Below are 21,459 nucleotides of genomic sequence, written 5' to 3' on the forward strand. Positions count from 1 at the left end.
TGATCGCCGGGCGCGCGCGTCCGGCGTTGTTTCGTTGCAGTGCCGCGGTGTGCCGCTGGCCCGATGAAACCGTGATTTCTATTAGCCACGCCCGCTGACAACGGGCCAACGAAGACTTAGACCCATGGCCACGATTCACGTAGACGGCAAGACGTTAGAAGTCGATGGAGCGGACAACCTGTTGCAGGCCTGTCTCTCCCTCGGTCTCGACATCCCCTACTTCTGCTGGCACCCGGCGCTCGGTAGCGTCGGCGCCTGCCGCCAGTGCGCGGTCAAGCAGTACACCGACGAGAACGACAAACGCGGTCGCCTCGTCATGTCCTGCATGACCCCTGCCACCGACAACACCTGGATTTCCATCGAAGACGAAGAGGCCAAGCAGTTCCGCGCCAGCGTCGTCGAATGGCTGATGACCAACCACCCGCACGACTGCCCGGTCTGCGAGGAAGGCGGTCACTGCCACCTGCAGGACATGACGGTGATGACCGGCCACAACCAGCGCCGGTACCGCTTCACCAAGCGCACCCACCAGAACCAGGAGCTCGGCCCGTTCATCGCCCACGAGATGAACCGCTGCATCGCCTGCTACCGCTGCGTTCGTTACTACAAGGACTACGCCGGCGGTACCGACCTGGGCGTGTACGGCGCGCACGACAACGTCTATTTCGGCCGGATCGAGGACGGTGTGCTGGAGAGCGAATTCTCCGGCAACCTGACCGAGGTCTGCCCGACCGGCGTGTTCACCGACAAGACCCACTCCGAGCGCTACAACCGCAAGTGGGACATGCAGTTCGCCCCGAGCATCTGCCATGGCTGCTCCAGCGGCTGCAACATCAGCCCCGGCGAGCGTTACGGTGAAATCCGCCGCATCGAGAACCGCTACAACGGCTCGGTGAACCACTACTTCCTGTGCGACCGCGGCCGCTTCGGCTACGGCTACGTCAACCGCGAAGACCGCCCGCGCCAGCCGCAGCTGGTGCTGAGCAAGCAGAAGCTTTCGCTGGACGGCGCCCTGGACCAGACCGCTGCCCTGTTGAAAGGCCGCAAGGTCATCGGCATCGGTTCGCCGCGGGCCAGCCTGGAAAGCAACTACGCCCTGGCCGAACTGGTCGGCGCGCAGAACTTCTACAGCGGCATCTCCGCCGACGAGCTACAGCGCCTGCAACTGGTGCTCAAGGTGATGCAGGACGGCCCGCTGCCGGTGCCGACCATCCGTGACATCGAAGACCACGACGCGGTATTCGTGCTCGGCGAAGACCTGACCCAGACCGCTGCCCGTATCGCCCTGGCCCTGCGCCAGTCGGTGAAAGGCAAGGGCGAGGACATGGCCGCCGCGATGAAGATCCAGCCGTGGCTCGACGCCGCGGTGAAGACCATCGCCCAGCACGAGATGAACCCGCTGTTCATCGCCAGCCTCGATGAAACCCGCCTGGACGACGTCGCCGCCGAGTGCGTGCACGCCGCCACCGAAGACCTGGCTCGCCTGGGCTTTGCCGTGGCCCACGCCATCGACGCTAGCGCCCCGGCCGTGGCCGGCCTCGACGCCGACGCCGCCGCCCTGGCCCAGCGCATCGCCGATGCCCTGGTCGCTGCCAAGCGCCCGCTGGTCATCTCCGGCACCTCGCTGGGCAGCAACGCCCTGATCGAAGCCGCCGCCAACATCGCCAGCGCGCTGAAGAATCGCGAGAAGAACGGCTCCCTGAGCCTCGTGGTTCCGGAAGCCAACAGCCTGGGCCTGGCTCTCTTCGGCGGTGAATCCGTCGAGAAAGCGCTGGAGCAACTGACCTCCGGCGCCGCCGATGCCGTGGTCATCCTGGAGAACGACCTGTACCGCCGCGCCGACGCAGCCGCCGTCGATGCCGCCCTGGCCGCCGCGAAGATCGTCGTCGTCGCCGATCACCAGCAGACCGCCACCACCGCCAAGGCCACCGTGCTGCTGCCGGCCGCCAGCTTCACCGAAGGCGATGGCACCCTGGTCAGCCAGGAAGGCCGCGCCCAGCGCTTCTTCCAGGTGTTCGATCCGACCTACTACAACGCTGACAACCTGGTCCGCGAAGGCTGGCGCTGGCTGCACGCCCTGCACAGCACCCTCGAGGGCAAGCGTGTCGACTGGACCCAGCTGGACCACGTGATCGACGCCGTCGTCGCCGCCAAGCCGCAACTGGCCGGCATCCGCGACGCCGCGCCGAACGCCGCGTTCCGCATCAAGGGCCTGAAGCTGGCGCGCGAGCCGCACCGCTACTCCGGCCGCACCGCCATGCGCGCCAACATCAATGTCAGCGAGCCGCGTCAGCCGCAGGACATCGACTCCGCGTTCGCCTTCTCCATGGAAGGCTACGCCGGCAGCGCCGAACCGCGTCAGCAGATTCCGTTCGCCTGGTCCCCGGGCTGGAACTCCCCGCAGGCCTGGAACAAGTTCCAGGACGAAGTCGGCGGTCATCTGCGCGCCGGCGACCCGGGCGTGCGCCTGATCGAGGCCAAGGGTGAAGCCCTGTGGTTCAGCGAGATTCCTGCGCCGTTCCACACCGCCGCCAGCCAGTTCAAGGTGGTGCCCTTCTATCACCTGTTCGGCAGCGAGGAGAATTCCGCCAAGGCCGCCCCGGTGCAGGAGCGCATCCCGCAGACCTACGTCACTCTGGCGAAGTCCGAGGCTGATCGCCTGGGCGTCAACGAAGGGGCGATCATCCGCCTGACCGTCAAGGGCCAGGAACTGCGCCTGCCGCTGCGCGTGAGCGAAGAGCTCGGCGCCGGCCTGGTCGCCCTGCCGGTCGGTCTGCAAGGCATCCCCGCCGGCGTCATTGGCGCTGTCGCTGAAGGTCTTCAGGAGGCTGCGCAATGAGTTGGCTGACACCCGCCATCGTCGACATCCTGATCGAGGTCATCAAGGCCATCGTCATCCTGCTCGCCGTGGTCGTCTGCGGCGCGCTGCTCAGCTGGGTCGAGCGTCGTCTGCTCGGCCTCTGGCAGGACCGCTACGGTCCGAACCGGGTCGGCCCCTTCGGTGCCTTCCAGCTCGGCGCCGACATGCTGAAGATGTTCTTCAAGGAAGACTGGACCCCGCCGTTCGCCGACAAGCTGATCTTCACCCTCGCCCCCATGATCGCCATGGGCGCGCTGCTGGTCGCCTTCGTCGTCATCCCGATCACCCCGACCTGGGGCGTGGCGGACCTGAACATCGGCATCCTGTTCTTCTTCGCCATGGCCGGCCTGACCGTGTACGCGGTGCTGTTCGCCGGCTGGTCGAGCAACAACAAGTTCGCCCTGCTCGGCAGCCTGCGCGCCTCGGCCCAGACCATCTCCTACGAGGTGTTCCTGGCCCTGTCGCTGATGGGCATCGTGGCCCAGGTCGGGTCGTTCAGCCTGCGCGACATCGTCGATTACCAGGCCGAACACATGTGGTTCATCATCCCGCAGTTCTTCGGCTTCATGACCTTCTTCGTCGCCGGCGTCGCCGTGACCCACCGTCACCCGTTCGACCAGCCCGAAGCGGAGCAGGAACTGGCCGACGGTTACCACATCGAGTACGCCGGCATGAAATGGGGCATGTTCTTCGTCGGCGAGTACATCGGCATCGTGCTGGTGTCCGCGCTTCTGGCGACCCTGTTCTTCGGCGGCTGGCACGGTCCCTTCGGCATCCTGCCGCAGATCCCGTTCATCTGGTTCGCCCTGAAAACCGGCTTCTTCATCATGATGTTCATTTTGCTGCGGGCCTCCATCCCACGCCCGCGCTATGACCAGGTGATGGCCTTCAGCTGGAAGTTCTGCCTCCCGCTGACCCTGATCAACCTGCTGGTGACCGGCGCTGTCGTGCTGGCCAGCCAGTAAGGAGTAGGACCATGATCAAGTACATTTTCGACGTGGTGCACGGCACCTACACCCAGCTGCGCAGCCTGGTGATGATCTTCGGTCACGCCTTCCGCAAGCGCGACACCCTGCAGTACCCGGAAGAGCCTGTGTACCTGCCGCCGCGCTACCGTGGCCGCATCGTGCTCACCCGCGACCCCGACGGCGAAGAGCGCTGCGTGGCGTGCAACCTGTGCGCCGTGGCCTGCCCGGTGGGCTGCATCTCCCTGCAGAAGGCCGAGACCGACGACGGTCGCTGGTACCCCGAGTTCTTCCGCATCAACTTCTCCCGCTGCATCTTCTGCGGCCTGTGCGAAGAAGCCTGCCCGACCACCGCGATCCAGCTGACCCCGGATTTCGAGATGGGCGAGTTCAAGCGCCAGGACCTGGTCTACGAGAAGGAAGACCTGCTGATCTCCGGCCCCGGCAAGAACCCGGACTACAACTTCTACCGCGTTGCCGGCATGGCCATTGCCGGCAAGCCGAAAGGCGCCGCGCAGAACGAAGCCGAACCGATCAACGTCAAGAGCCTGCTGCCGTAAGGAGACGTCGCGTGGAATTCGCTTTCTACTTCGCCGCCGGCGTCGCCGTGCTGGCAACCTTCCGGGTCATCACCAACAGCAATCCGGTGCATGCCCTGCTCTACCTCATCATTTCGCTGCTCGCGGTATCGATGACCTTCTTCAGCCTCGGCGCTCCGTTCGCCGGTGCGCTGGAAATCATCGTCTACGCCGGCGCGATCATGGTGCTGTTCGTCTTCGTGGTGATGATGCTCAACCTCGGCCCGGCGATTGCCGAGCAGGAGCGCAAGTGGCTCAAGCCCGGCGTCTGGATCGGCCCCGGCGCCCTGGCCGCCGTGCTGCTGGTCGAACTGCTGTGGATGCTCTCGCGCACGCCCAGCGGCATCGGCATCGGCCACACCACCGTGGACGCCAAGGCCGTGGGCATCAGCCTGTTCGGCCCGTACCTGCTGGTCGTCGAACTGGCCTCGATGCTGCTGCTGGCGGCACTGGTCGCCGCCTACCACCTCGGCCGCCACGAAGCGAAGGACTAACACCATGAATGCAATCCCTCTCGAACACGGACTGGCGCTCGCCGGTGTGCTGTTCTGCTTCGGCCTGGTGGGCCTGATGGTACGACGCAACATCCTGTTCGTACTGATGAGCCTGGAAGTGATGATGAACGCCGCCGCGCTGGCCTTCGTGGTCGGTGGCGCCCGCTGGGGCCAGCCTGACGGCCAGGTGATGTTCATCCTGGTGCTCAGCCTGGCTGCGGCCGAGGCCAGCATCGGCCTGGCGATCCTGCTCCAGCTGTATCGCCGCTTCCATACCCTCGATATCGACGCTGCCAGCGAGATGCGCGGATGAACCTGCTGCCCCTTACTTTCCTGTTCCCCCTGGTCGGCTTCCTGCTGCTCTCGTTCTCCCGTGGCAAGTGGTCGGAAAATCTCTCGGCACTGGTGGGTGTCGGCTCCGTGGGCCTCGCGGCCCTCTCCGCTTTCTGGGCGATCTGGAGCTTCCACAGCAACCCGCCCGAAGGTGGCGCCTACAGCCTGGTGCTGTGGCAATGGATGAGCGTTGGCGATTTCAAGACCAACTTCACCCTGTACCTGGACGGCCTGTCGGTCACCATGCTCGGCGTGGTCACCGGCGTCGGCTTCCTGATCCACCTGTTCGCCTCCTGGTACATGCGCGGCGAGACCGGCTACTCGCGGTTCTTCGCGTACACCAACCTGTTCATCGCCAGCATGCTGTTCCTGGTGCTGGGCGATAACCTGCTGTTCATGTACTTCGGCTGGGAAGGCGTGGGCCTGTGCTCCTACCTGCTGATCGGTTTCTATTACAACCACGTACCGAACGGCAACGCGGCGCTCAAAGCCTTCATCGTGACCCGCGTGGGTGACGTGTTCTTCGCCATCGGCATGTTCATCCTGTTCCAGCACTTGGGCACGCTGAACATCCAGGAGCTGCTGGTCCTGGCGCCGCAGCACTTCGCCAAGGGCGACCTGTGGATCAACCTGGCGACCCTGATGCTGCTCGGCGGCGCCGTCGGCAAGTCCGCCCAGCTGCCGCTGCAGACCTGGCTGGCCGACGCGATGGCCGGCCCGACCCCGGTCTCCGCGCTGATCCACGCCGCCACCATGGTGACCGCAGGCGTCTACCTGATCGCCCGCTGCCACGGCCTGTTCGAGCTGGCGCCCAACGTCCTGGAGCTGGTCGGCATCGTCGGCGCCGTGACCCTGGTGCTGGCCGGCTTCGCCGCCCTGGTGCAGACCGACATCAAGCGCATCCTCGCCTACTCGACCATGAGCCAGATCGGCTACATGTTCCTGGCCCTGGGCGTCGGCGCCTGGGGTGGCGCGATCTTCCACCTGATGACCCACGCCTTCTTCAAGGCCCTGCTGTTCCTTGCCTCCGGTGCGGTGATCGTCGCCTGCCACCACGAGCAGAACATCTTCAAGATGGGCGGTCTGTGGAAGAAACTGCCGCTGGCCTACGCAAGCTTCGTGGTCGGCGGTGCGGCCCTGGCCGCCCTGCCCTTCCTGACCGCGGGCTTCTACTCCAAGGACGAGATCCTCTGGGAAGCCTTCGCCAGCGGCCACCAGAACCTGCTGATCGCAGGCCTCGTCGGCGCGTTCATGACCTCGCTGTACACCTTCCGCCTGATCTTCATCGCCTTCCACGGCGAAGCAAAGACCGAGGCGCACGCCGGCCATGGCATCAGCCACTGGCTGCCGCTGGGTGTCCTGATCGTGCTCTCCACCTTCGTCGGCGCGCTGATCACCCCGCCGCTGGCCGGCGTCCTGCCGGAAAGCGCCGGTCACGCCGGTGGTGAAGCCAAGCACAGCCTGGAAATCGCCTCGGGCGCCATCGCCATCGCCGGTATCCTGCTGGCGGGCCTGCTGTTCCTCGGCAAGCGCCGCTTCGTCACTGCCGTTGCACAGAGCGCACCGGGCCGCTTCTTCGGCACCTGGTGGTACCACGCCTGGGGCTTCGACTGGCTGTACGACAAGCTGTTCGTGAAACCCTACCTGCTGATCTGCCGCCTGCTGGGCGCGGACCCGATCGACAAGACCCTTGTCCTCGTCCCGCTCACCGCCCGCGGCGGTCACAAACTCCTCAGCCTCACCGAGAACGGCCGCCTGCGTTGGTACGCCGCTTCCCTGGTGGGTGGCGCCGCGCTGCTCCTCGGCGCGCTGCTGCTGGCTTAATGAATTCACGAAAGAGATTGAGCCCGACATGATTCTGCCCTGGCTAATCCTGATCCCCTTCATCGGCGGCTTCCTTTGCTGGATCGCCGAGTACACCAGCAAGACCCTGCCCCGCTGGGTCGCCCTGGGATCGATGGTCCTCACCCTGGCGCTGAGCCTGTGGGTGTGGCACACCGGTGACTTCCAGCTGGCCCCGGCGCCGGGTGGCGAGCCGCAGTGGACCCTGCAGTTCCAGGTATCCTGGATCGAGCGCTTCGGCATCAGCGTGCACCTGGCAATGGACGGCCTGTCCCTGCTGATGGTCGCGCTGACCGGCCTGCTCGGCGTGCTGTCCGTCCTCTGCTCGTGGAACGAGATCCAGCGCCGCATCGGCTTCTTCCACCTGAACCTGCTGTGGATCCTGGGCGGTGTGATCGGCGTGTTCCTCGCCGTCGACCTGTTCCTGTTCTTCTTCTTCTGGGAAATGATGCTGGTGCCGATGTACTTCCTCATCGCGCTCTGGGGTCATAGCTCGGACGACGGCAAGAAGACCCGCATCTACGCCGCCACCAAGTTCTTCATCTTCACCCAGGCCAGCGGCCTGGTGATGCTGGTGGCGATCCTGGGCCTGGTGTTCGTGCACTACAACAGCACCGGCGTGCTGACCTTCAACTACGCCGACCTGCTCAAGACCCAGCTGCCGCCGCACACCGAATGGCTGCTGATGCTCGGCTTCTTCGTCGCCTTCGCGGTGAAGATGCCGGTGGTGCCGGTGCACTCCTGGCTGCCGGACGCCCACGCCCAGGCGCCGACCGCCGGTTCCGTCGACCTCGCCGGCATCCTGCTGAAGACCGCCGCCTACGGCCTGATCCGCTTCGCCCTGCCGCTGTTCCCCAACGCCTCGGCCGAGTTCGCTCCGGTTGCCATGACCCTGGGTCTGATCGGCATCTTCTACGGCGCCTTCCTGTCGTTCGCGCAGACCGACATCAAGCGCCTGGTGGCCTACTCCTCCGTGTCGCACATGGGCTTCGTGATGATCGGCATCTACTCCGGCAGCCCGCAGGCGCTGCAGGGTGTCGTCGTGCAGATGATCGCTCACGGTCTGTCCGCCGCCGCGCTGTTCATCCTCTGTGGCCAGCTGTACGAGCGCCTGCACACCCGTGACATGCGCAAGATGGGCGGCCTGTGGTCGCGCATCCCGTACCTGCCGGCCGTGGCGCTGTTCTTCGCCACCGCCTCGCTGGGCCTGCCGGGCACCGGCAACTTCGTCGGCGAATTCCTGATCCTGCTGGGCAGCTTCAAGGTCGTCCCGGTGATCACCGTCATCGCCACCTTCGGCCTGGTGTTCGGCTCGGTCTACTCGCTGATCATGATCCACCGCGCGTACTTCGGCCCGTCCAAGTCCGACACCGCCATCGCCGGCCTGAACGCCCGCGAACTCTCCATGGTGCTCGGCCTGGCGGTGCTGCTGATCGTGCTCGGCGTCTACCCGCAGCCGGTCCTCGACACCTCCGCGGCAACCATGCACGGCGTCCAGCAATGGCTGGGCTCCGCCCTCTCCACCCTGGCAGCACGGTAAGCGCGACATGACCTTCACGATTCAACACTTCATCGCGCTCCTGCCACTGCTCATCACCAGCGCCACCCTGGTGGTGGTGATGCTCGCGGTAGCCTGGAAGCGTAACCACTCGATGGCCGCCACCCTCTCGGTGATCGGTCTGAACCTGGCCCTGCTGTCGATCATCCCGGTGCTGAACGTCACCCCGATCGAAGTCACCCCGCTCATGGTGGTCGACAACTTCGCCTGCTTCTACATGGCCCTGATCCTGATCGGCGCCCTGGCCTGCACCACCCTCGCCCACGCCTACCTGGAAAGCTTCCCGGGCAACCGTGAAGAGCTGTACCTGCTCCTGCTGCTGTCCACCGCGGGCGGCCTGGTGCTGGTCAGCGCGCAGAACCTGGCCGGCCTGTTCATCGGCCTGGAACTGCTGTCGGTGCCGGTCTACGGCATGGTGGCCTACGCCTTCTTCAACAAGCGCACCCTGGAAGCGGGCATCAAGTACACCGTACTGTCCGCCGCCGGCTCCGCCTTCCTGCTGTTCGGCATGGCGCTGCTCTACGCCGAGTCCGGCAACCTGGGCTTCGCCGCTATCGGCGCGTCCCTGGCCGAAGGCACCAGCCATGGCCCGCTGCTGGCCATCGGCGTCGGCATGATGGTCGTCGGCCTGGGCTTCAAGCTGTCCCTGGCGCCGTTCCACCTGTGGACCCCGGACGTCTACGAAGGCGCCCCGGCCCCGGTAGCCACCTTCCTGGCCACCACCGCCAAGGTTGCCGTGTTCGCCGTGCTGCTGCGCCTGTTCCAGATCGCACCGGCGGCTCTGAACAACGGCCTGCTGCATGACGCCATCGCGGTCATCGCCATCGCCTCGATCCTGATCGGCAACCTGCTGGCGCTGACCCAGAGCAACATCAAGCGCCTGCTGGGCTACTCGTCCATCGCCCACTTCGGCTACCTGCTGATCGCCCTGGTGGCGAGCAAGGGCCTGGCCGTGGAAGCGGTCGGCGTCTACCTGACCACCTACGTCGTCACCACCCTGGGCGCCTTCGGCGTGGTCACCCTGATGTCCACTCCGTACAGCGGCCGCGACGCCGACGCGCTGTTCGAGTACCGCGGCCTGTTCTGGCGCCGTCCGGTGCTGACCGCGGTGATGACCGTGATGATGCTGTCCCTGGCCGGCATCCCGCTGACCGCCGGCTTCATCGGCAAGTTCTACATCGTCGCCACCGGCGTCGAGTCCCAGCACTGGTGGCTGGTCGGCGCCCTGGTACTGGGCAGTGCCATCGGCCTGTTCTACTACCTGCGCGTCATGGTGACCATGTACCTGGTCGAGCCGAACATGAAGCGCCACGACGCGCCCCTGGACTGGGCCCAGCGCGCCGGCGGCATCATGCTGGTGGCCATCGCCCTGCTCGCCTTCTTCCTCGGCGTCTACCCGCAGCCGCTGCTGGACATCCTCCAGCACAGCGGCCTGGTAGCCGTCGCCGGCTAAGCTCGACAGGCAACAAAAACCCCGCTTCGGCGGGGTTTTTTATTGGGCGGGATTCCTATCGTGAAGCCTTGCGGCCTTTCGTAGGAGCGAGCTTGCTCGCGAACAAACCCCGCTGCGAGGCCGAGTTCGCGAGCAAGCTCGCTCCTACAATGCCACTGCCCTACTCCGCCCGCTTGGGCGTTTCGCCCTCGCGGCCGGTGAAAAGGTCCCACGAGGCCATGAACAGCGCCGCGATCAGCGGGCCGATGACGAAGCCGTTGAGGCCGAACAGCGACATGCCGCCCAGGGTAGAGATCAGCACCACGTAGTCGGGCATCTTGGTGTCCTTGCCCACCAGGATCGGGCGCAGGATGTTGTCCACCAGGCCGATCACCACCACGCAGAACAGCGTCAGCACCACGCCCTGCCAGATCGCCCCGGTGAGCAGGAAGTAGGCCGCCACCGGCACCCAGATCAGCCCCGCGCCGATCGCCGGAAGCAGCGAGAGGAAGGCCATCAGCGTGCCCCAGAGCAGCGAGCCCTGGATGCCGAGGAACCAGAAGATCAACCCGCCCAGCGCACCCTGGGTCGCGGCCACGGCGATATTGCCCTTCACCGTGGCGCGGATCACCGTCGTGAACTTGGTGAACAGGTGCTGCTTGTGCTCCGCGCTCAGCGGCACCGCCTGCTTGATCCGTCTGCCCAGCGCCGGGCCGTCGCGCAGGAGGAAGAACAGCAGGTAGAGCATGATGCCGAAGCTGATGACGAACTCGAAGGTGTTCTGGCCGATGCTGAATGCCTTGGTGGCCACCAGTTGGCTGGCCTGCATCGCGCCCGCCGAGAGCTTTTCCTGGAGGCTGGAGAGGTCCGCCAGGTCGAAGCGCTCCAGCAACTGGTGCGCCCAGGCGGGCAGCGCGGCGACCGCCTGCTGGTAGTAGACGATGAAGTTCAGCTCACCGGACTTCAATCGCTGGTAGACGGTGGCGCCCTCCTGCACCAGCGCCCCGGCGATGAAGGTCACCGGCAGGATCACGATGAGGAAGCACACGGCCAGGGATATCAGCGCCGCCAGATTGTTGCGGTCGTTCAGGCGCACGCGCAGGCGGCGCTGCAACGGGGCGAAGATGATCGCCAGGATGGTGCCCCAGAAGACCGCCCCGTAGAACGGCAGAAGGATCCAGCCGAAGGCGAGTGTCACCACCAGCAGCAGGACGAGGAACGTCCGGTATTCCAGTTTCGATTCGAACATGAGCGGGTCCAGGATGGATAAACCTGCTCATTAGTCAGCAGTTGCCCTGCCAAGTGCAACTTTCGGCGCGCGTTCCGTGCGCGCGAGCGCTCTACAGCACCATCGCCGCAACCCAGCCGAACGCCAGCAGCGGCAGGTTGTAGTGCAGGAACGTCGGCACCACGGTGTCCCAGATATGGTTGTGCTGGCCGTCCACATTCAGGCCGGAGGTCGGGCCCAGTGTCGAGTCCGACGCCGGCGACCCCGCGTCCCCCAGCGCACCGGCCGTGCCGACGATGCTGACAATGGCCAGCGGGCTGAACCCCAGGTGCACCGCCAGCGGCACGAAGATCGCCGCGATGATGGGCACCGTGGAAAACGACGAGCCGATACCCATGGTCACCAGCAGGCCCACCAGCAGCATCATGAAGGCACCCAGCGCCTTGCTGCTGCCGATCCAGCCGGCGGCGCTGTCCACCAGGCTGGCGACCTGCCCGGTGGCGGTCATCACCGCGGCAAAGCCCTGGGCGGCGATCATGATGAATCCGATCATCGCCATCATCTTCATGCCCTCGGTGAACAGGTCGTCCGCTTCCTTCCAGCGCACCACGCCGGACAGCGAGAACACCAAAAAGCCCACCAGCGCGCCGAGGATCATCGAGTCGAGCAGCAATTGCACGGCAAAGGCCGCGGCGACGGCGACACCCGCCACCACGAGGCTCATCCTGCTGTAGGGCGTGTCGACCCGCTCGGCCTGTTCGATGCGTTCGAGGTCGTAGTCCCGCTGGCGGCGATAGCTGAAGAACACCGCGGTCAGCAGGCCACAGACCATGCCCAGCGCCGGGATCAGCATGGCGTGGGTGACGTTGATGCCCTGCACGTCCACACCGGCGCGGGCGACGTTGGCCAGCAGGATCTGGTTCAGGAAGATGTTGCCGAAGCCCACCGGCAGGAACATGTAGGGTGTGATCAGGCCGAAGGTGATCACGCAGGCGATCAGTCGGCGGTCGATGCGCAGGCGGGTCAGCACATAGAGCAGCGGCGGCACCAGCAAGGGAATGAAGGCGATGTGGATCGGCAGGATGTTCTGCGAGGAAATCGCCACCACCAGCAGCAGACCGACCATGATCCACTTGAAACCGCTGGCGCCGTTTGCCTCGTGCCGGCCGAGCATCGCCAGGGCACAGTCAGCCAGGGCGTGCGCCATGCCGGAGCGCGCAATGGCCACCGCGAAGGCGCCGAGCATGGCGTAGGACAATGCCACCGTGGCGCCGGCGCCCAGCCCGTCGTTGAAGGCCTTGAGCGTGCCGTCCATGCCCAGGCCACCCAGCAGGCCACCCGCCACCGCGCCGGCGATCAGTGCGACCACCACGTGCACGCGACACAGGCTCAGCACCAGCATCAGGCCAATGGCAATCAGCACCGCATTCATCGTCACCACTCCTCTTGCGTATCGCCCCACCGGGGCACGGGCAAAAGGCGCGCACTCTGCCAAAGGCCCGCTGGCGTGTCAAAACCTGTGTGGAATCAAGACGTTTCCGAACGAGGGCGGCGGGACTTTCACCGCGGTGCGCACGCTTTTTGCCTAGTTTTCTGCCGCTGGTTGCGACGGCACGCCAGAATCGCCTGTTTTCTGGCGTTTCGCCCCGTCACGGGTCAAGAAGAGGCGGGAAACGCCGATATATCGGGCGTCCCAAGGCTTAGTTCAAACAAGGATTCCCCTCCATGCTGCTGCGCCGTCTCTCCATCCAGTGGAAGATCACGTTGCTCGCCGGGCTGTGCCTGCTCGGCGTCGTCTCGCTGCTGTCCGGCCTATCGGTCTATCGCACCCAACACAGCACCTCGCTGGTCAAGCAATCGAGCACCGACATGCTCGACGAAGCGGCCAAGGCGCGTCTGCAATCGCGCGGCGAGGTCCAGGCCATGCGCATACAGCGCTACATCATGGATGCCTACCAGTACGGCAAGGGCTTTTCGCGGCAGGTGCTGTTCCTGCGCGACCAGGCGCAGAAGCGCTTCCTCGACGCCTACGACCTGCGCGAGGACCTCACCCGCCAGGTGAAGACCGCACTGGAAGGCAACCCGGAGCTGCTCGGCCTCTACGTGGCCTTCGAACCCGATGCGCTGGACGGCAAGGACAAGCTCTTCGCCGGCCAGGGCGAGCTTGGCAGCAACGACGCCGGGCGCTTCTCCATCTACTGGTCCCAGGCCACGCCGGGCCAGCTGGAATCCGAGGCCATGGCCGAGTCGCTGCTCAATGACACCAGCCCCGGCCCCAGCGGCAGCGCGTACAACGCCTGGTTCACCTGCCCCAAGACCACCGGCCAGCCCTGCGTGCTCGATCCGTACTTCGACGAAGTGGGCAAGAAGAAGATGCTCATGACCAGCATCGCCTTTCCGCTGGTGCTGGACGGCAAGGTCATCGGCGTCATGGGCCTGGACATCAGCATGGAGAAGCTGCAGGACATCGCCGTGGAAGGCAGCCGGGAACTGTACGACGGCCAGGGCCGCGTCAGCATCGTCAGCGCCGCCGGCCTGCTCGCCGGGCACAGCGCCGACGCCGCCAAGCTGAGCAAGAACCTCAAGGACGTCTATCCGAACCAGGGTGCCGAGCTGCTGCAAGCGGTGGCCAGCAACCATGAACAGGTATCCCGCCAGGACGATCAGCTTCGCGTGATCGAACCCCTGCAGCCGATCCCCGGCTCCAAACCCTGGGGCGTGCTGCTGGAGGTCCCGCAGGACGTCCTGCTCGGCCCGGCCATCCGGCTGCAGAACCAACTGGACGACCAGCGCGTACAGGGCACCGTCTCGCAGCTGGGCTTCGGGCTGGTTGCCATCCTGATCGGGCTGTTCGCCATGTGGCTCACCGCCCGCGGCGTGACCCGGCCGATCCTCGGCGTCGCCGCCATGCTGCGCAACATCGCCAGCGGCGAAGGCGACCTGACCAAGCGCCTGGACTACACCGGCAAGGACGAGCTGGGCGAGCTGGCCGGCTGGTTCAACCGCTTCCTCGACAAGCTGCAGCCGATCATCCGCGACGTGAAATCCTCCGTGCAGGACGCCCGCGCCACTGCCGATCAGTCCTCGGAAATCGCCAGCCAGACCAGTGCCGGCATGCAGCAGCAATTCCGCGAAGTCGACCAGGTGGCCACCGCCTCCCAGGAAATGAGCGCCACCGCCCACGACGTCGCCAACAGCGCCGCCATGGCCGCCGATGCCGCCCGCGGCGCCGACGGTGCGACCCGCGACGGCCTGAGCGTGATCGACAACACCACTCGCCTGATCGACGAGCTGGCCAGCGACATGAGCAGCGCCATGAGCCAGGTCGAAGGCCTGGCGGCGAGCAGCGAGCAGATCGGCTCGGTGCTGGACGTGATCCGCGGCATCGCCGAGCAGACCAACCTGCTGGCGCTCAACGCCGCCATCGAAGCGGCCCGCGCCGGGGAAGCCGGGCGCGGCTTCGCGGTGGTCGCCGACGAGGTACGCAACCTCGCCAAGCGCACCCAGGATTCGGTGGAGGAAATCCGCCAGGTGATCGAAGGCCTGCAGAACGGCACTCGCGACGTGGTCGGCGCGATGAGCAACAGCCACCGCCAGGCGCAGGACAGCGTCAGCCAGGTCGAGCAGGCCGTGGCCGCGCTGCAACGCATCGGCGAGGCGGTCAGCGTGATCACCGACATGAACCTGCAGATCGCCAGCGCCGCCGAGGAACAGAGCGCGGTGGCCGAGGAGATCAACCGCAACGTCGCCGGCATCCGCGATGTGACCGAATCGCTGTCGAGCCAGGCGCAGGAATCGGCGCAGGTCAGCCAGTCGCTGAACAAGCTGGCGAACCACCAGCAGGGATTGATGGATCAGTTCCGCGTCTGAGCCCGCAGCAGGAGCGGTCGCGGGCGCGGCCCGCTCCTATAGCATCACCCGAACCCTGTAGGAGCGGGCCATGCCCGCGATCCGCCAGCAACGCCGGCGCCAGATCCTATTCGCGAGCATGGCTCGCTCCTACAAGAGCAAGCCGGAGTGACCCTGTAGGAGCGGGCCATGCCCGCGAACCGCCGGCAACGCCGGCGCCCGATCCGGTTCGCGAGCATGGCTCGCTCCTACAAAAGCAAGCCGGAGTGACCCTGTAGGAGCGGGCCATGCCCGCGATCCGCCGGCAACGCCGGGGCCAGTTCTGGTTCGCGAGCATGGCTCGCTCCTACAAGAGCAAGCCAGCATCTGTAGGAGCGAGCTTGCTCGCGAACCGCACGGCACAAGCTCCCAGGAGCCACATCAGGCCGTGCGGCGCGGTAACACCACCATCACCCGCAGCCCACCCAGCGCACTGCTTTCCAGCGTCAGGCTCCCGCCACAGGCCGCCGCGATATCCCGCGCGATGCCCAGGCCCAGGCCATGCCCGGCGACCTGTTCATCCAGCCGCGTGCCACGCTCCAGTACACTGTCACGCTGGTCCTCGGCAATCCCGGGGCCGTCATCGTCCACGCACAACCGGTAGGCGTCCGCGCCCTTCTCGACCGTCAGCCGCACCTGGGCATCAGCCCACTTGCAGGCGTTGTCCAGCAGGTTGCCGAGCATCTCCAGCAGGTCTTCGCGGTCGTACGGCAGGCGCGTCGCGGGCGGTGCCTGCCAGTGGATGGCAAGGTGGTCGCCATGAATGAGCTTGAGCATGTCGCACAGGCTCGGCAGCTCCGCGTCGCAATCGAAATGCGCGCCGGGCAGCGCTTCGCCCACCAGGCGCGCGCGCCCCAGTTCGCGGGCCAGGCGCTGCTCGATCTGCTCCAGTTGCTCCTGCAAGACCTGCCGCAGCTCGGGGTGCTCGCGCAGCTCCGCGCGGTCGGCGAGGCTGATCAGCACCGCCAGCGGCGTCTTCAGCGCGTGCCCCAGGTTGCCCAGGGCATTGCGCGAGCGGCGCAAGGTATCTTCGGTGTGCTGGAGCAGATGGTTGACCTGCTCCACCAGCGGCTCCAGCTCGCGCGGTACCTGGCTGTCCAGTTGGCTGCGCTGGCCTTCCTGCAACTGCGCGATCTGCTGGCGTACCCGCTCCAGCGGACGCAGGGCGCGGCGCACGGTGAAGCCCTGGAACACCAGGATCAGCAGCAAGGCCAGCGTGCCGGCACCCAGGCCGATGTTGCGCAGGCGATGGAAGCTCTTGAGGATCGGCGTGTAGTCCTGCGCCACCACGATGCTCAGTTGCTTGCCGTAGCGCTTGTAGTCGCCACGATAGACCAGCAGATGCTGGTCCTCCGGCCCCTCTTCCAGCTTCCTGGCGAGACCCTTCTGCGAAGGCAGCTTCAACTCGTTGTCCCACAGCGAGCGCGAGCGCCAGGTCTGGTCGTCAAAACGGATGACGAAGTACCGCCCGGAGAACAGCCGTTCGTACACCGCGTCCACCCGCTGGCCGTCGAGCTGCAGCCCGGCCGGGCCGCGGGTGATGCCCACCAGCAGGCTTTCCGCCTCGTCCTGCAGGCCGTTCAGCAGATAGCGGCGCAAGCCCTGATCGAACAGCCACAGGCCGGTCTGGGCCAGGGCCAGGCCGATCACCACCAGCACCACGCCAAGCCCGAGCCCGAGCCGGCGCTGGATCGACATCAACGGGCGACTCCGTTGCCGGTGAAGCGGTAGCCCTGACCACGGCGGGTCTCGATGATCTCGCGACCCAGCTTGCGGCGCAGGTGGTTGATGTGGACCTCGATGACGTTGGAGTCGCGCTCGGTCTCGCCGTCATACAGGTGCTCGGCCAGGTGCGATTTCGACAGCAGCTGGCTAGGATGCAGCATGAAGTAGCGCAGCAGGCGGAACTCGGCGGAAGTCAGGTCGACTTCCTTGCCGCCCTGCTGCACGCACTGGCGCGACTCATCCAGGCTCAGGCCGGCGACCTCCAGCTGGCTCTGGTTGGCCAGCCCACGGGCACGGCGCAGCAGCGCCTGGATGCGCAGCAGCAATTCCTCGGGGTGGAACGGCTTGGTCAGGTAGTCGTCGGCGCCGGCCTTCAGGCCGTCGATGCGCTCGGCCCAGGAACCGCGCGCGGTGAGAATCAGCACCGGCGTCGCCAGGCCCATGCCGCGCCATTCCTGCAGTACGTCCAGGCCCGGCCGGCCCGGCAGGCCAAGGTCGAGGATCACCAGGTCATACGGCTCGCTGGCGCCCTGCACGGCGGCGTCGCGGCCGTCGGCCAGCCAGTCCACCGCGTAGCCCTGGCGGGTCAGGGTGGCGAGCAGTTCATCGGCCAGGGGTACGTGGTCTTCCACCAGCAGCAGGCGCATCAGTCGTCTTCCTTATCCTTGAGGATGCGGCCGTTGCGGGCATCCAGTTCCAGTTCGCGCACCACGCCCTCGGTGGTCAGCAGCTCCACTTCGTAGATGTAGGTGTCGTGCTCCTTCTCCAGCTCGGCTTCGAGCAGGCGCGAGCCCGGGTAGCGGCTCAACGCGGCGGGGAGGATTTCCTCGAAGGGACGGATCACCCCTTCCTTGCTCAGGCGCAGGGCTTCGTCCTGGCTCAGGTCATGGGCCTGAGCGACGCCGGCGAAGGCAGCGAGCGCCAGGCCGAGCAGCGCCGCGCGCGGCAGAACGGTCTTCATCAGTCATCCTGGTGATCGGTGAGGACTTCGCCGGTGACCGCATCCAGCTCGACATCCCATTTCACGCCCTGGGCGTCCTTGAGGTCGACCTTGTACAGATAGCGGCCATGTTCCAGCTCGAGTTCGCTATCGTACACCGAACCGCCGGCGTGCTTGGCCAGCGCAGTGCGGTTGAGCGCCTCGAAGTCGCGGATGGTCCCCGCATCGCGCAGCCGCAGCGCCTCGTCGGGCCCGATGTCGCGGGCCATGGCGACACCGCTGCCCAGCAGCAGGGCACAGAGCGCAGGGGGGATCAGCAGCCATTTCATGAGCGTACCTCATCAGCTTTTCATGGCTGTCAGGCTAAGGCGAAGGACTTAATTCAAGCTGAATCGGCAACTGACATTCACCCCGTGAAATATCCTTGAATCCCCTGCACAGGCTCTATAATCGCGGCCTGCCATAGCGAGGCCCGCATGACCGCCATCCACATCAAGACCCCTGCCCTCACCCTCAAGGCCGGACGCCGCGCGTTCCAGCGCATCCGCGACCAGGGTCTGTCCCCGGCCGATGTCGGCATTCTCCCGGGCGCCGCCGGCGGCCCGAAGGCGCTGGGCATCCAGGGGCTGGACCTCGCCCTGTTCGGTGAATGGCTGCCGCGCGCGCCGCGCGAGCGCTCGCTGATCGGCGCCTCCATCGGTTCCTGGCGCTTCGCCAGCGCCTGCCTCCCCGACCCCGCCGAGGGTATCCGCCGCCTGGGCGAGCTCTATACCCAGCAGCGCTTCGCCCGCAAGGCGAGCATCAGCGATGTGTCGAAAAGCTGCGCGAAGATGCTCGATGACCTGCTCGACGGCCACGATGCCAGCGTGCTGGACAACCCCTGGTACCGCCTCAACATCGTGGTGGTGAAGAGCCACGGCCGCCTGGCCCAGGACGGCAAGACCCACCTCGGCCTGGGCCTGGGTGCGGTGATCCGCGACAACCTGGTCGGCCGCCGCCACCTGCACCGGCATTTCGAGCGGCTGATCATCCACGATGCCCGCCGAGCACCGCCGCTGGAGGCGCTGTCGGATTTCCCCTCGCGCTACCTGCACCTGGACCTGGCCAACCTGCGCCACGCCCTGCTCGCCTCCGGGTCCATCCCCATGGTCATGGAAGGCGTGCGCGACATCCCCGGCGCCGGCCCCGGCACCTACCGTGATGGCGGCCTGCTCGACTACCACCTGGACCTGCCCTATCAGCCCGAAGGCGTGGTGCTGTACCCGCACTTCACCGACAAGGTCATCCCCGGCTGGTTCGACAAGGGCCTGCCCTGGCGCCGTGGCGACGCCGGCCGGCTGCAGGACGTGTTGCTGCTCGCCCCGTCGAAGGACTACCTGGCGCGCCTGCCGCACAACAAGCTGCCGGACCGGAAGGACTTCCACCGTTACCTCGGCGATGACGTCGGCCGCGAGCGCTACTGGCGCAAGGCGATGGACGAAAGCCGGCGGATGGGTGACGAGTTCCTTGAACTGGTAGACAACGGCCGCCTCGGCGAACGCCTGCAGCCGCTGACATAATCGGCGGCCCACGCATCCGGCAAGGAATCGCTATGCCCCGTTCACGCTTGCTTCGCTCGTTCCTGGTTCCCCTCCTGCTCGTCGCTGCCGGCACCCAGGCCGCCGTCGACGCCAAGACCCAGCAGGAGATCACCCAACTGCTCGACTTCGTCGAGCACAGCGGTTGCCAGTTCATCCGCAACGGCAGCGAATACCCGGCTGCCGAGGCGCGGGCGCACCTGCAGAAGAAGCTGGACTACCTGGAAAACAAGAACCTGGTGAGCAGCGCGGAGGACTTCATCGAACGCGCCGCGACCAAGAGCAGCATGAGCGGCCAGCGTTACCAGGTGAACTGCCCGGCCGGCAAGCAGGACGCCAGCGCCTGGCTGGGCACCGAGCTCAAGCGGCTGCGCCAGGCCCAGTAAGGCGCGTAGGAGCGGACTTCGTCCGCGATTGGCCTGAAGCCGCTCAGCGGTCGGGAAATCATCGCGGACAAAGTCCGCTCCTACGCTCGCCGGTGATGGCAAAAGCCCGCCGGGTTCGCGAGCAAGCTCGCTCCTACAAGGGCTGCACCGCTGAATCACTGTAGGAGCGAGCTTGCTCGCGAACCGCCCTACCCCGGCTGCCCATCCACCCGCGGCCTCCAGAACATCGGCCCGTAGTGCCAGGCGAACAGCAGGAACGCCGCCACCCAGCACACCGCCCCAATGCTCAGGCCTTCCAGCGGCCACCACACCACCAGCAGCACCCGGGCGACGGCACCCAGGTTGAGCAGCGCAAAGGCCCAGGTCATCGACCGCGGCGGTTGCAGCAGCCGGCCGGTGTGGCCGAGGCTGACCCGCGCGACCATCGCCAGGATCAGCCCGCCGACGCCCCCCACGGTGAGCGCGTGAACCGCCAGGCTCGGGTTGAAGAACGGCGCAAAGTGCCACAACGCCATGCCCGCCGGGGCCAGCAGCATCCACAGGTAGGCCAGGTGCAACGACCAGAGCAGCGGCACGCGCCAATAGCCCTGGTCGTACCAGCGCCACAGGCGGATCCCGTGCCCGACGGCAAGCGCGGCGAACAGCGCGCCCATCAGGGGGCGCGAGGTCAGACCGAAACCGATGGCCGTCAGCACCGCCACCAGCAGCGTGCCGATCAGCAGCGAATTATCCAGCCAGTTCCAGGCCGGCACCTGGGCGGTGCGGCCCAGCCCGCGCTGGGTGAAGAAGGGAATCACGCGGCCGCCGATCAACCCCATCAACGCCGCGACCAGCCAGAGCGCCCCCAGCGTACCGCCCCGCTGCCAGTCGTCGTTGCCCGTCCACACGCCAGCCATGACCAGCGCATCGGCGAGGGTCAGCAGTCCCAGTACCACTATGACGGGGTAGTTGCGGTGCTGCCGCACCGCCCACAGGCTGCGGCCGATGAAGTAGGCCAGCGCCGGCAGGAAGGCCAGCTCCAGCGGGGTCACCACCCACAGCGGCGCGCCCACCAGCCAACCCAAGCGTCCTGCCAGCCAGAGCAGCGACAGCAGCATCAGCGGCCTGCCGCTGACGCCGGGGCGATTGGTCCAGGTCTGGACCGCGGTCAGCAGGAAGCCGGCCACGATCGCTGCGGCAAAGCCGAAGAGCATTTCATGGCGATGCCAGGCCAGCCAGCCGCCCAGCGGTTGCCAGGCCGGCAGCAGGCCCAGCAGCACTGCCGCCCAGGTAGCGACGGCAATCAGCGCAAAGACCGCGCCACCGAGGAAGAACGGCCGAAAGCCCAGGCGCCACAGGGGTGGGACGGCCAGCGACGCCGCTCGATCAACCAGCAACACAGCAAACCTCCCAGCCGTCCTTGCGCATCTGGTGCTGGGCCACCAGTCGCAGCACGTAGCCCAGCTTCAATAGTGTGGGGCCGAGGATGGTGAAGGCATGCGCCGCGACAACGCTGCGCAGGTTCAGCTGACCATCGACGACATAGGCGCCCACGACGCCCAGGAGCAGCAGGACCAGCCCGCCAGTCAGCAATGACCAGGACATCGACAGATTGCGTTGCGGGCAGGAGAAAAGACCTTTCATCACACACCTCCTCGGGTTGCGCCGGCCCGC

At 66.4% G+C, this 21,459-nt stretch carries 18 protein-coding genes and 2 pseudogenes; 12 read left to right on the forward strand and 8 right to left on the reverse strand.

All coding sequences use genetic code 11. The features are described from left to right. The first annotated feature begins 124 nt into the window (after nt 1–124). Genes nuoG through nuoN form a run of 8 tightly spaced genes read left to right on the forward strand, consistent with a single transcriptional unit; the run spans nt 125 to nt 10,083 of the window. Nucleotides 125–2,839: an NADH-quinone oxidoreductase subunit NuoG gene (nuoG, locus tag N0B71_RS23060; RefSeq protein WP_259755125.1), complete on the forward strand. Its 2,715-nt coding sequence runs from the start codon at nt 125–127 to the stop codon at nt 2,837–2,839. Then, the gene (gene nuoH, locus N0B71_RS23065) at nt 2,836–3,825 is read left to right on the forward strand and encodes an NADH-quinone oxidoreductase subunit NuoH (protein ID WP_259755126.1); all 990 of its coding nucleotides are present in this window, start codon (nt 2,836–2,838) and stop codon (nt 3,823–3,825) included. Before nuoG ends, nuoH begins: the two co-directional genes overlap by 4 nt. 11 nt (nt 3,826–3,836) lie before the next feature. Beyond that, the gene (gene nuoI, locus N0B71_RS23070) at nt 3,837–4,385 is read left to right on the forward strand and encodes an NADH-quinone oxidoreductase subunit NuoI (protein ID WP_015477483.1); all 549 of its coding nucleotides are present in this window, start codon (nt 3,837–3,839) and stop codon (nt 4,383–4,385) included. Between the two features lie 11 nt (nt 4,386–4,396). Further along, nucleotides 4,397–4,897, forward strand: coding sequence for an NADH-quinone oxidoreductase subunit J (gene nuoJ, locus N0B71_RS23075; protein ID WP_017517115.1), 501 nt, complete (start codon nt 4,397–4,399; stop codon nt 4,895–4,897). Nucleotides 4,898–4,901: 4 nt separating this feature from the next. After that, entirely contained in the window at nt 4,902–5,210 is a 309-nt protein-coding gene (nuoK, locus tag N0B71_RS23080; RefSeq protein WP_017517116.1) for an NADH-quinone oxidoreductase subunit NuoK, read from the forward strand. After that, nucleotides 5,207–7,054, forward strand: coding sequence for an NADH-quinone oxidoreductase subunit L (nuoL, locus tag N0B71_RS23085; protein WP_259755127.1), 1,848 nt, complete (start codon nt 5,207–5,209; stop codon nt 7,052–7,054). The genes nuoK and nuoL overlap by 4 nt, the downstream gene beginning before the upstream one ends. Before the next feature lie 28 nt (nt 7,055–7,082). Further along, entirely contained in the window at nt 7,083–8,612 is a 1,530-nt protein-coding gene (gene nuoM / locus N0B71_RS23090) for an NADH-quinone oxidoreductase subunit M (protein ID WP_259755128.1), read from the forward strand. 7 nt (nt 8,613–8,619) lie between these two features. Further along, nucleotides 8,620–10,083, forward strand: a complete 1,464-nt coding sequence (gene nuoN, locus N0B71_RS23095; RefSeq protein WP_259755129.1) for an NADH-quinone oxidoreductase subunit NuoN — start codon at nt 8,620–8,622, stop codon at nt 10,081–10,083. 160 nt (nt 10,084–10,243) lie between these two features. Here the strand turns inward: nuoN and N0B71_RS23100 are convergent, their stop codons facing one another. Together N0B71_RS23100 and N0B71_RS23105 are read right to left on the reverse strand one after the other, a co-directional pair. Next, the gene (locus tag N0B71_RS23100; protein ID WP_259755130.1) at nt 10,244–11,311 is read right to left on the reverse strand and encodes an AI-2E family transporter; all 1,068 of its coding nucleotides are present in this window, start codon (nt 11,309–11,311) and stop codon (nt 10,244–10,246) included. A 91-nt stretch (nt 11,312–11,402) separates the two neighbouring features. Continuing rightward, nucleotides 11,403–12,722, reverse strand: a complete 1,320-nt coding sequence (locus N0B71_RS23105; protein ID WP_259755131.1) for a Na+/H+ antiporter family protein — start codon at nt 12,720–12,722, stop codon at nt 11,403–11,405. A gap of 512 nt (nt 12,723–13,234) precedes the next feature. Here N0B71_RS23105 and N0B71_RS28315 point away from each other — a divergent pair. Beyond that, nucleotides 13,235–14,254 (forward strand): annotated as a pseudogene (locus N0B71_RS28315) (PDC sensor domain-containing protein); the annotation flags it as partial. A gap of 393 nt (nt 14,255–14,647) precedes the next feature. After that, nucleotides 14,648–15,160 (forward strand): annotated as a pseudogene (locus N0B71_RS28320) (methyl-accepting chemotaxis protein); the annotation flags it as partial. Between the two features lie 399 nt (nt 15,161–15,559). Here N0B71_RS28320 and N0B71_RS23115 read toward each other — a convergent pair. From N0B71_RS23115 to N0B71_RS23130, 4 genes are read right to left on the reverse strand one after another with little or no spacing between them, the layout of a single operon-like run. Continuing rightward, a complete protein-coding gene (locus N0B71_RS23115; RefSeq protein WP_259755133.1) occupies nt 15,560–16,879 on the reverse strand; it encodes an ATP-binding protein in 1,320 nt (439 codons plus the stop codon). Next, nucleotides 16,876–17,550: a response regulator transcription factor gene (locus N0B71_RS23120; RefSeq protein WP_259755135.1), complete on the reverse strand. Its 675-nt coding sequence runs from the start codon at nt 17,548–17,550 to the stop codon at nt 16,876–16,878. Before N0B71_RS23120 ends, N0B71_RS23115 begins: the two co-directional genes overlap by 4 nt. Next, entirely contained in the window at nt 17,550–17,864 is a 315-nt protein-coding gene (locus N0B71_RS23125; RefSeq protein WP_259755136.1) for a PepSY domain-containing protein, read from the reverse strand. Before N0B71_RS23125 ends, N0B71_RS23120 begins: the two co-directional genes overlap by 1 nt. Next, nucleotides 17,864–18,172 (reverse strand): PepSY domain-containing protein, encoded by a 309-nt coding sequence (locus N0B71_RS23130; RefSeq protein WP_259755137.1) that lies wholly within the window; start codon nt 18,170–18,172, stop codon nt 17,864–17,866. The genes N0B71_RS23125 and N0B71_RS23130 overlap by 1 nt, the downstream gene beginning before the upstream one ends. A 147-nt stretch (nt 18,173–18,319) precedes the next feature. On the opposite strand from N0B71_RS23130, the gene N0B71_RS23135 reads away from it, so the two are divergent. Both N0B71_RS23135 and N0B71_RS23140 read left to right on the forward strand, forming a co-directional pair. Next, nucleotides 18,320–19,402 carry a patatin-like phospholipase family protein gene (locus tag N0B71_RS23135; RefSeq protein ID WP_259755138.1) on the forward strand — a complete coding sequence of 361 codons (1,083 nt, stop codon included), beginning with the start codon at nt 18,320–18,322 and terminating at the stop codon, nt 19,400–19,402. A 32-nt stretch (nt 19,403–19,434) separates the two neighbouring features. Beyond that, complete coding sequence (locus N0B71_RS23140) at nt 19,435–19,806, forward strand: DUF5329 domain-containing protein (protein WP_259755139.1); 372 nt, start codon at nt 19,435–19,437, stop codon at nt 19,804–19,806. Between the two features lie 188 nt (nt 19,807–19,994). Here N0B71_RS23140 and N0B71_RS23145 read toward each other — a convergent pair whose 3' ends face one another. Both N0B71_RS23145 and N0B71_RS23150 read right to left on the reverse strand, forming a co-directional pair. Continuing rightward, entirely contained in the window at nt 19,995–21,185 is a 1,191-nt protein-coding gene (locus N0B71_RS23145; RefSeq protein WP_259755140.1) for an NnrS family protein, read from the reverse strand. Beyond that, a complete protein-coding gene (locus N0B71_RS23150; protein WP_259755141.1) occupies nt 21,172–21,429 on the reverse strand; it encodes a transmembrane sensor/regulator PpyR in 258 nt (85 codons plus the stop codon). Before N0B71_RS23150 ends, N0B71_RS23145 begins: the two co-directional genes overlap by 14 nt. Between the last annotated feature and the right edge of the window lie 30 nt (nt 21,430–21,459).

The sequence above is a fragment of the Pseudomonas sp. GCEP-101 genome, from assembly GCF_025133575.1.
Classification (GTDB): Bacteria; Pseudomonadota; Gammaproteobacteria; order Pseudomonadales; family Pseudomonadaceae; genus Pseudomonas; species Pseudomonas nitroreducens_B.

Bases quoted from the DNA above. Each gene is read 5' to 3' on its own strand.
- nuoG (WP_259755125.1), top strand. From the start codon at position 125: ATGGCCACGATTCACGTAGACGGCAAGACGTTAGAAGTCGATGGAGCG.
- nuoH (WP_259755126.1), top strand. From the start codon at position 2,836: ATGAGTTGGCTGACACCCGCCATCGTCGACATCCTGATCGAGGTCATC.
- N0B71_RS23135 (WP_259755138.1), top strand. From the start codon at position 18,320: ATGACCGCCATCCACATCAAGACCCCTGCCCTCACCCTCAAGGCCGGA.
- N0B71_RS23150 (WP_259755141.1), bottom strand. From the start codon at position 21,429: ATGAAAGGTCTTTTCTCCTGCCCGCAACGCAATCTGTCGATGTCCTGG.
- N0B71_RS23130 (WP_259755137.1), bottom strand. From the start codon at position 18,172: ATGAAATGGCTGCTGATCCCCCCTGCGCTCTGTGCCCTGCTGCTGGGC.
- nuoI (WP_015477483.1), top strand. From the start codon at position 3,837: ATGATCAAGTACATTTTCGACGTGGTGCACGGCACCTACACCCAGCTG.
- nuoK (WP_017517116.1), top strand. From the start codon at position 4,902: ATGAATGCAATCCCTCTCGAACACGGACTGGCGCTCGCCGGTGTGCTG.
- N0B71_RS23105 (WP_259755131.1), bottom strand. From the start codon at position 12,722: ATGAATGCGGTGCTGATTGCCATTGGCCTGATGCTGGTGCTGAGCCTG.
- nuoN (WP_259755129.1), top strand. From the start codon at position 8,620: ATGACCTTCACGATTCAACACTTCATCGCGCTCCTGCCACTGCTCATC.
- N0B71_RS23140 (WP_259755139.1), top strand. From the start codon at position 19,435: ATGCCCCGTTCACGCTTGCTTCGCTCGTTCCTGGTTCCCCTCCTGCTC.
- N0B71_RS23100 (WP_259755130.1), bottom strand. From the start codon at position 11,311: ATGTTCGAATCGAAACTGGAATACCGGACGTTCCTCGTCCTGCTGCTG.
- nuoM (WP_259755128.1), top strand. From the start codon at position 7,083: ATGATTCTGCCCTGGCTAATCCTGATCCCCTTCATCGGCGGCTTCCTT.
- N0B71_RS23125 (WP_259755136.1), bottom strand. From the start codon at position 17,864: ATGAAGACCGTTCTGCCGCGCGCGGCGCTGCTCGGCCTGGCGCTCGCT.
- nuoL (WP_259755127.1), top strand. From the start codon at position 5,207: ATGAACCTGCTGCCCCTTACTTTCCTGTTCCCCCTGGTCGGCTTCCTG.
- N0B71_RS23120 (WP_259755135.1), bottom strand. From the start codon at position 17,550: ATGCGCCTGCTGCTGGTGGAAGACCACGTACCCCTGGCCGATGAACTG.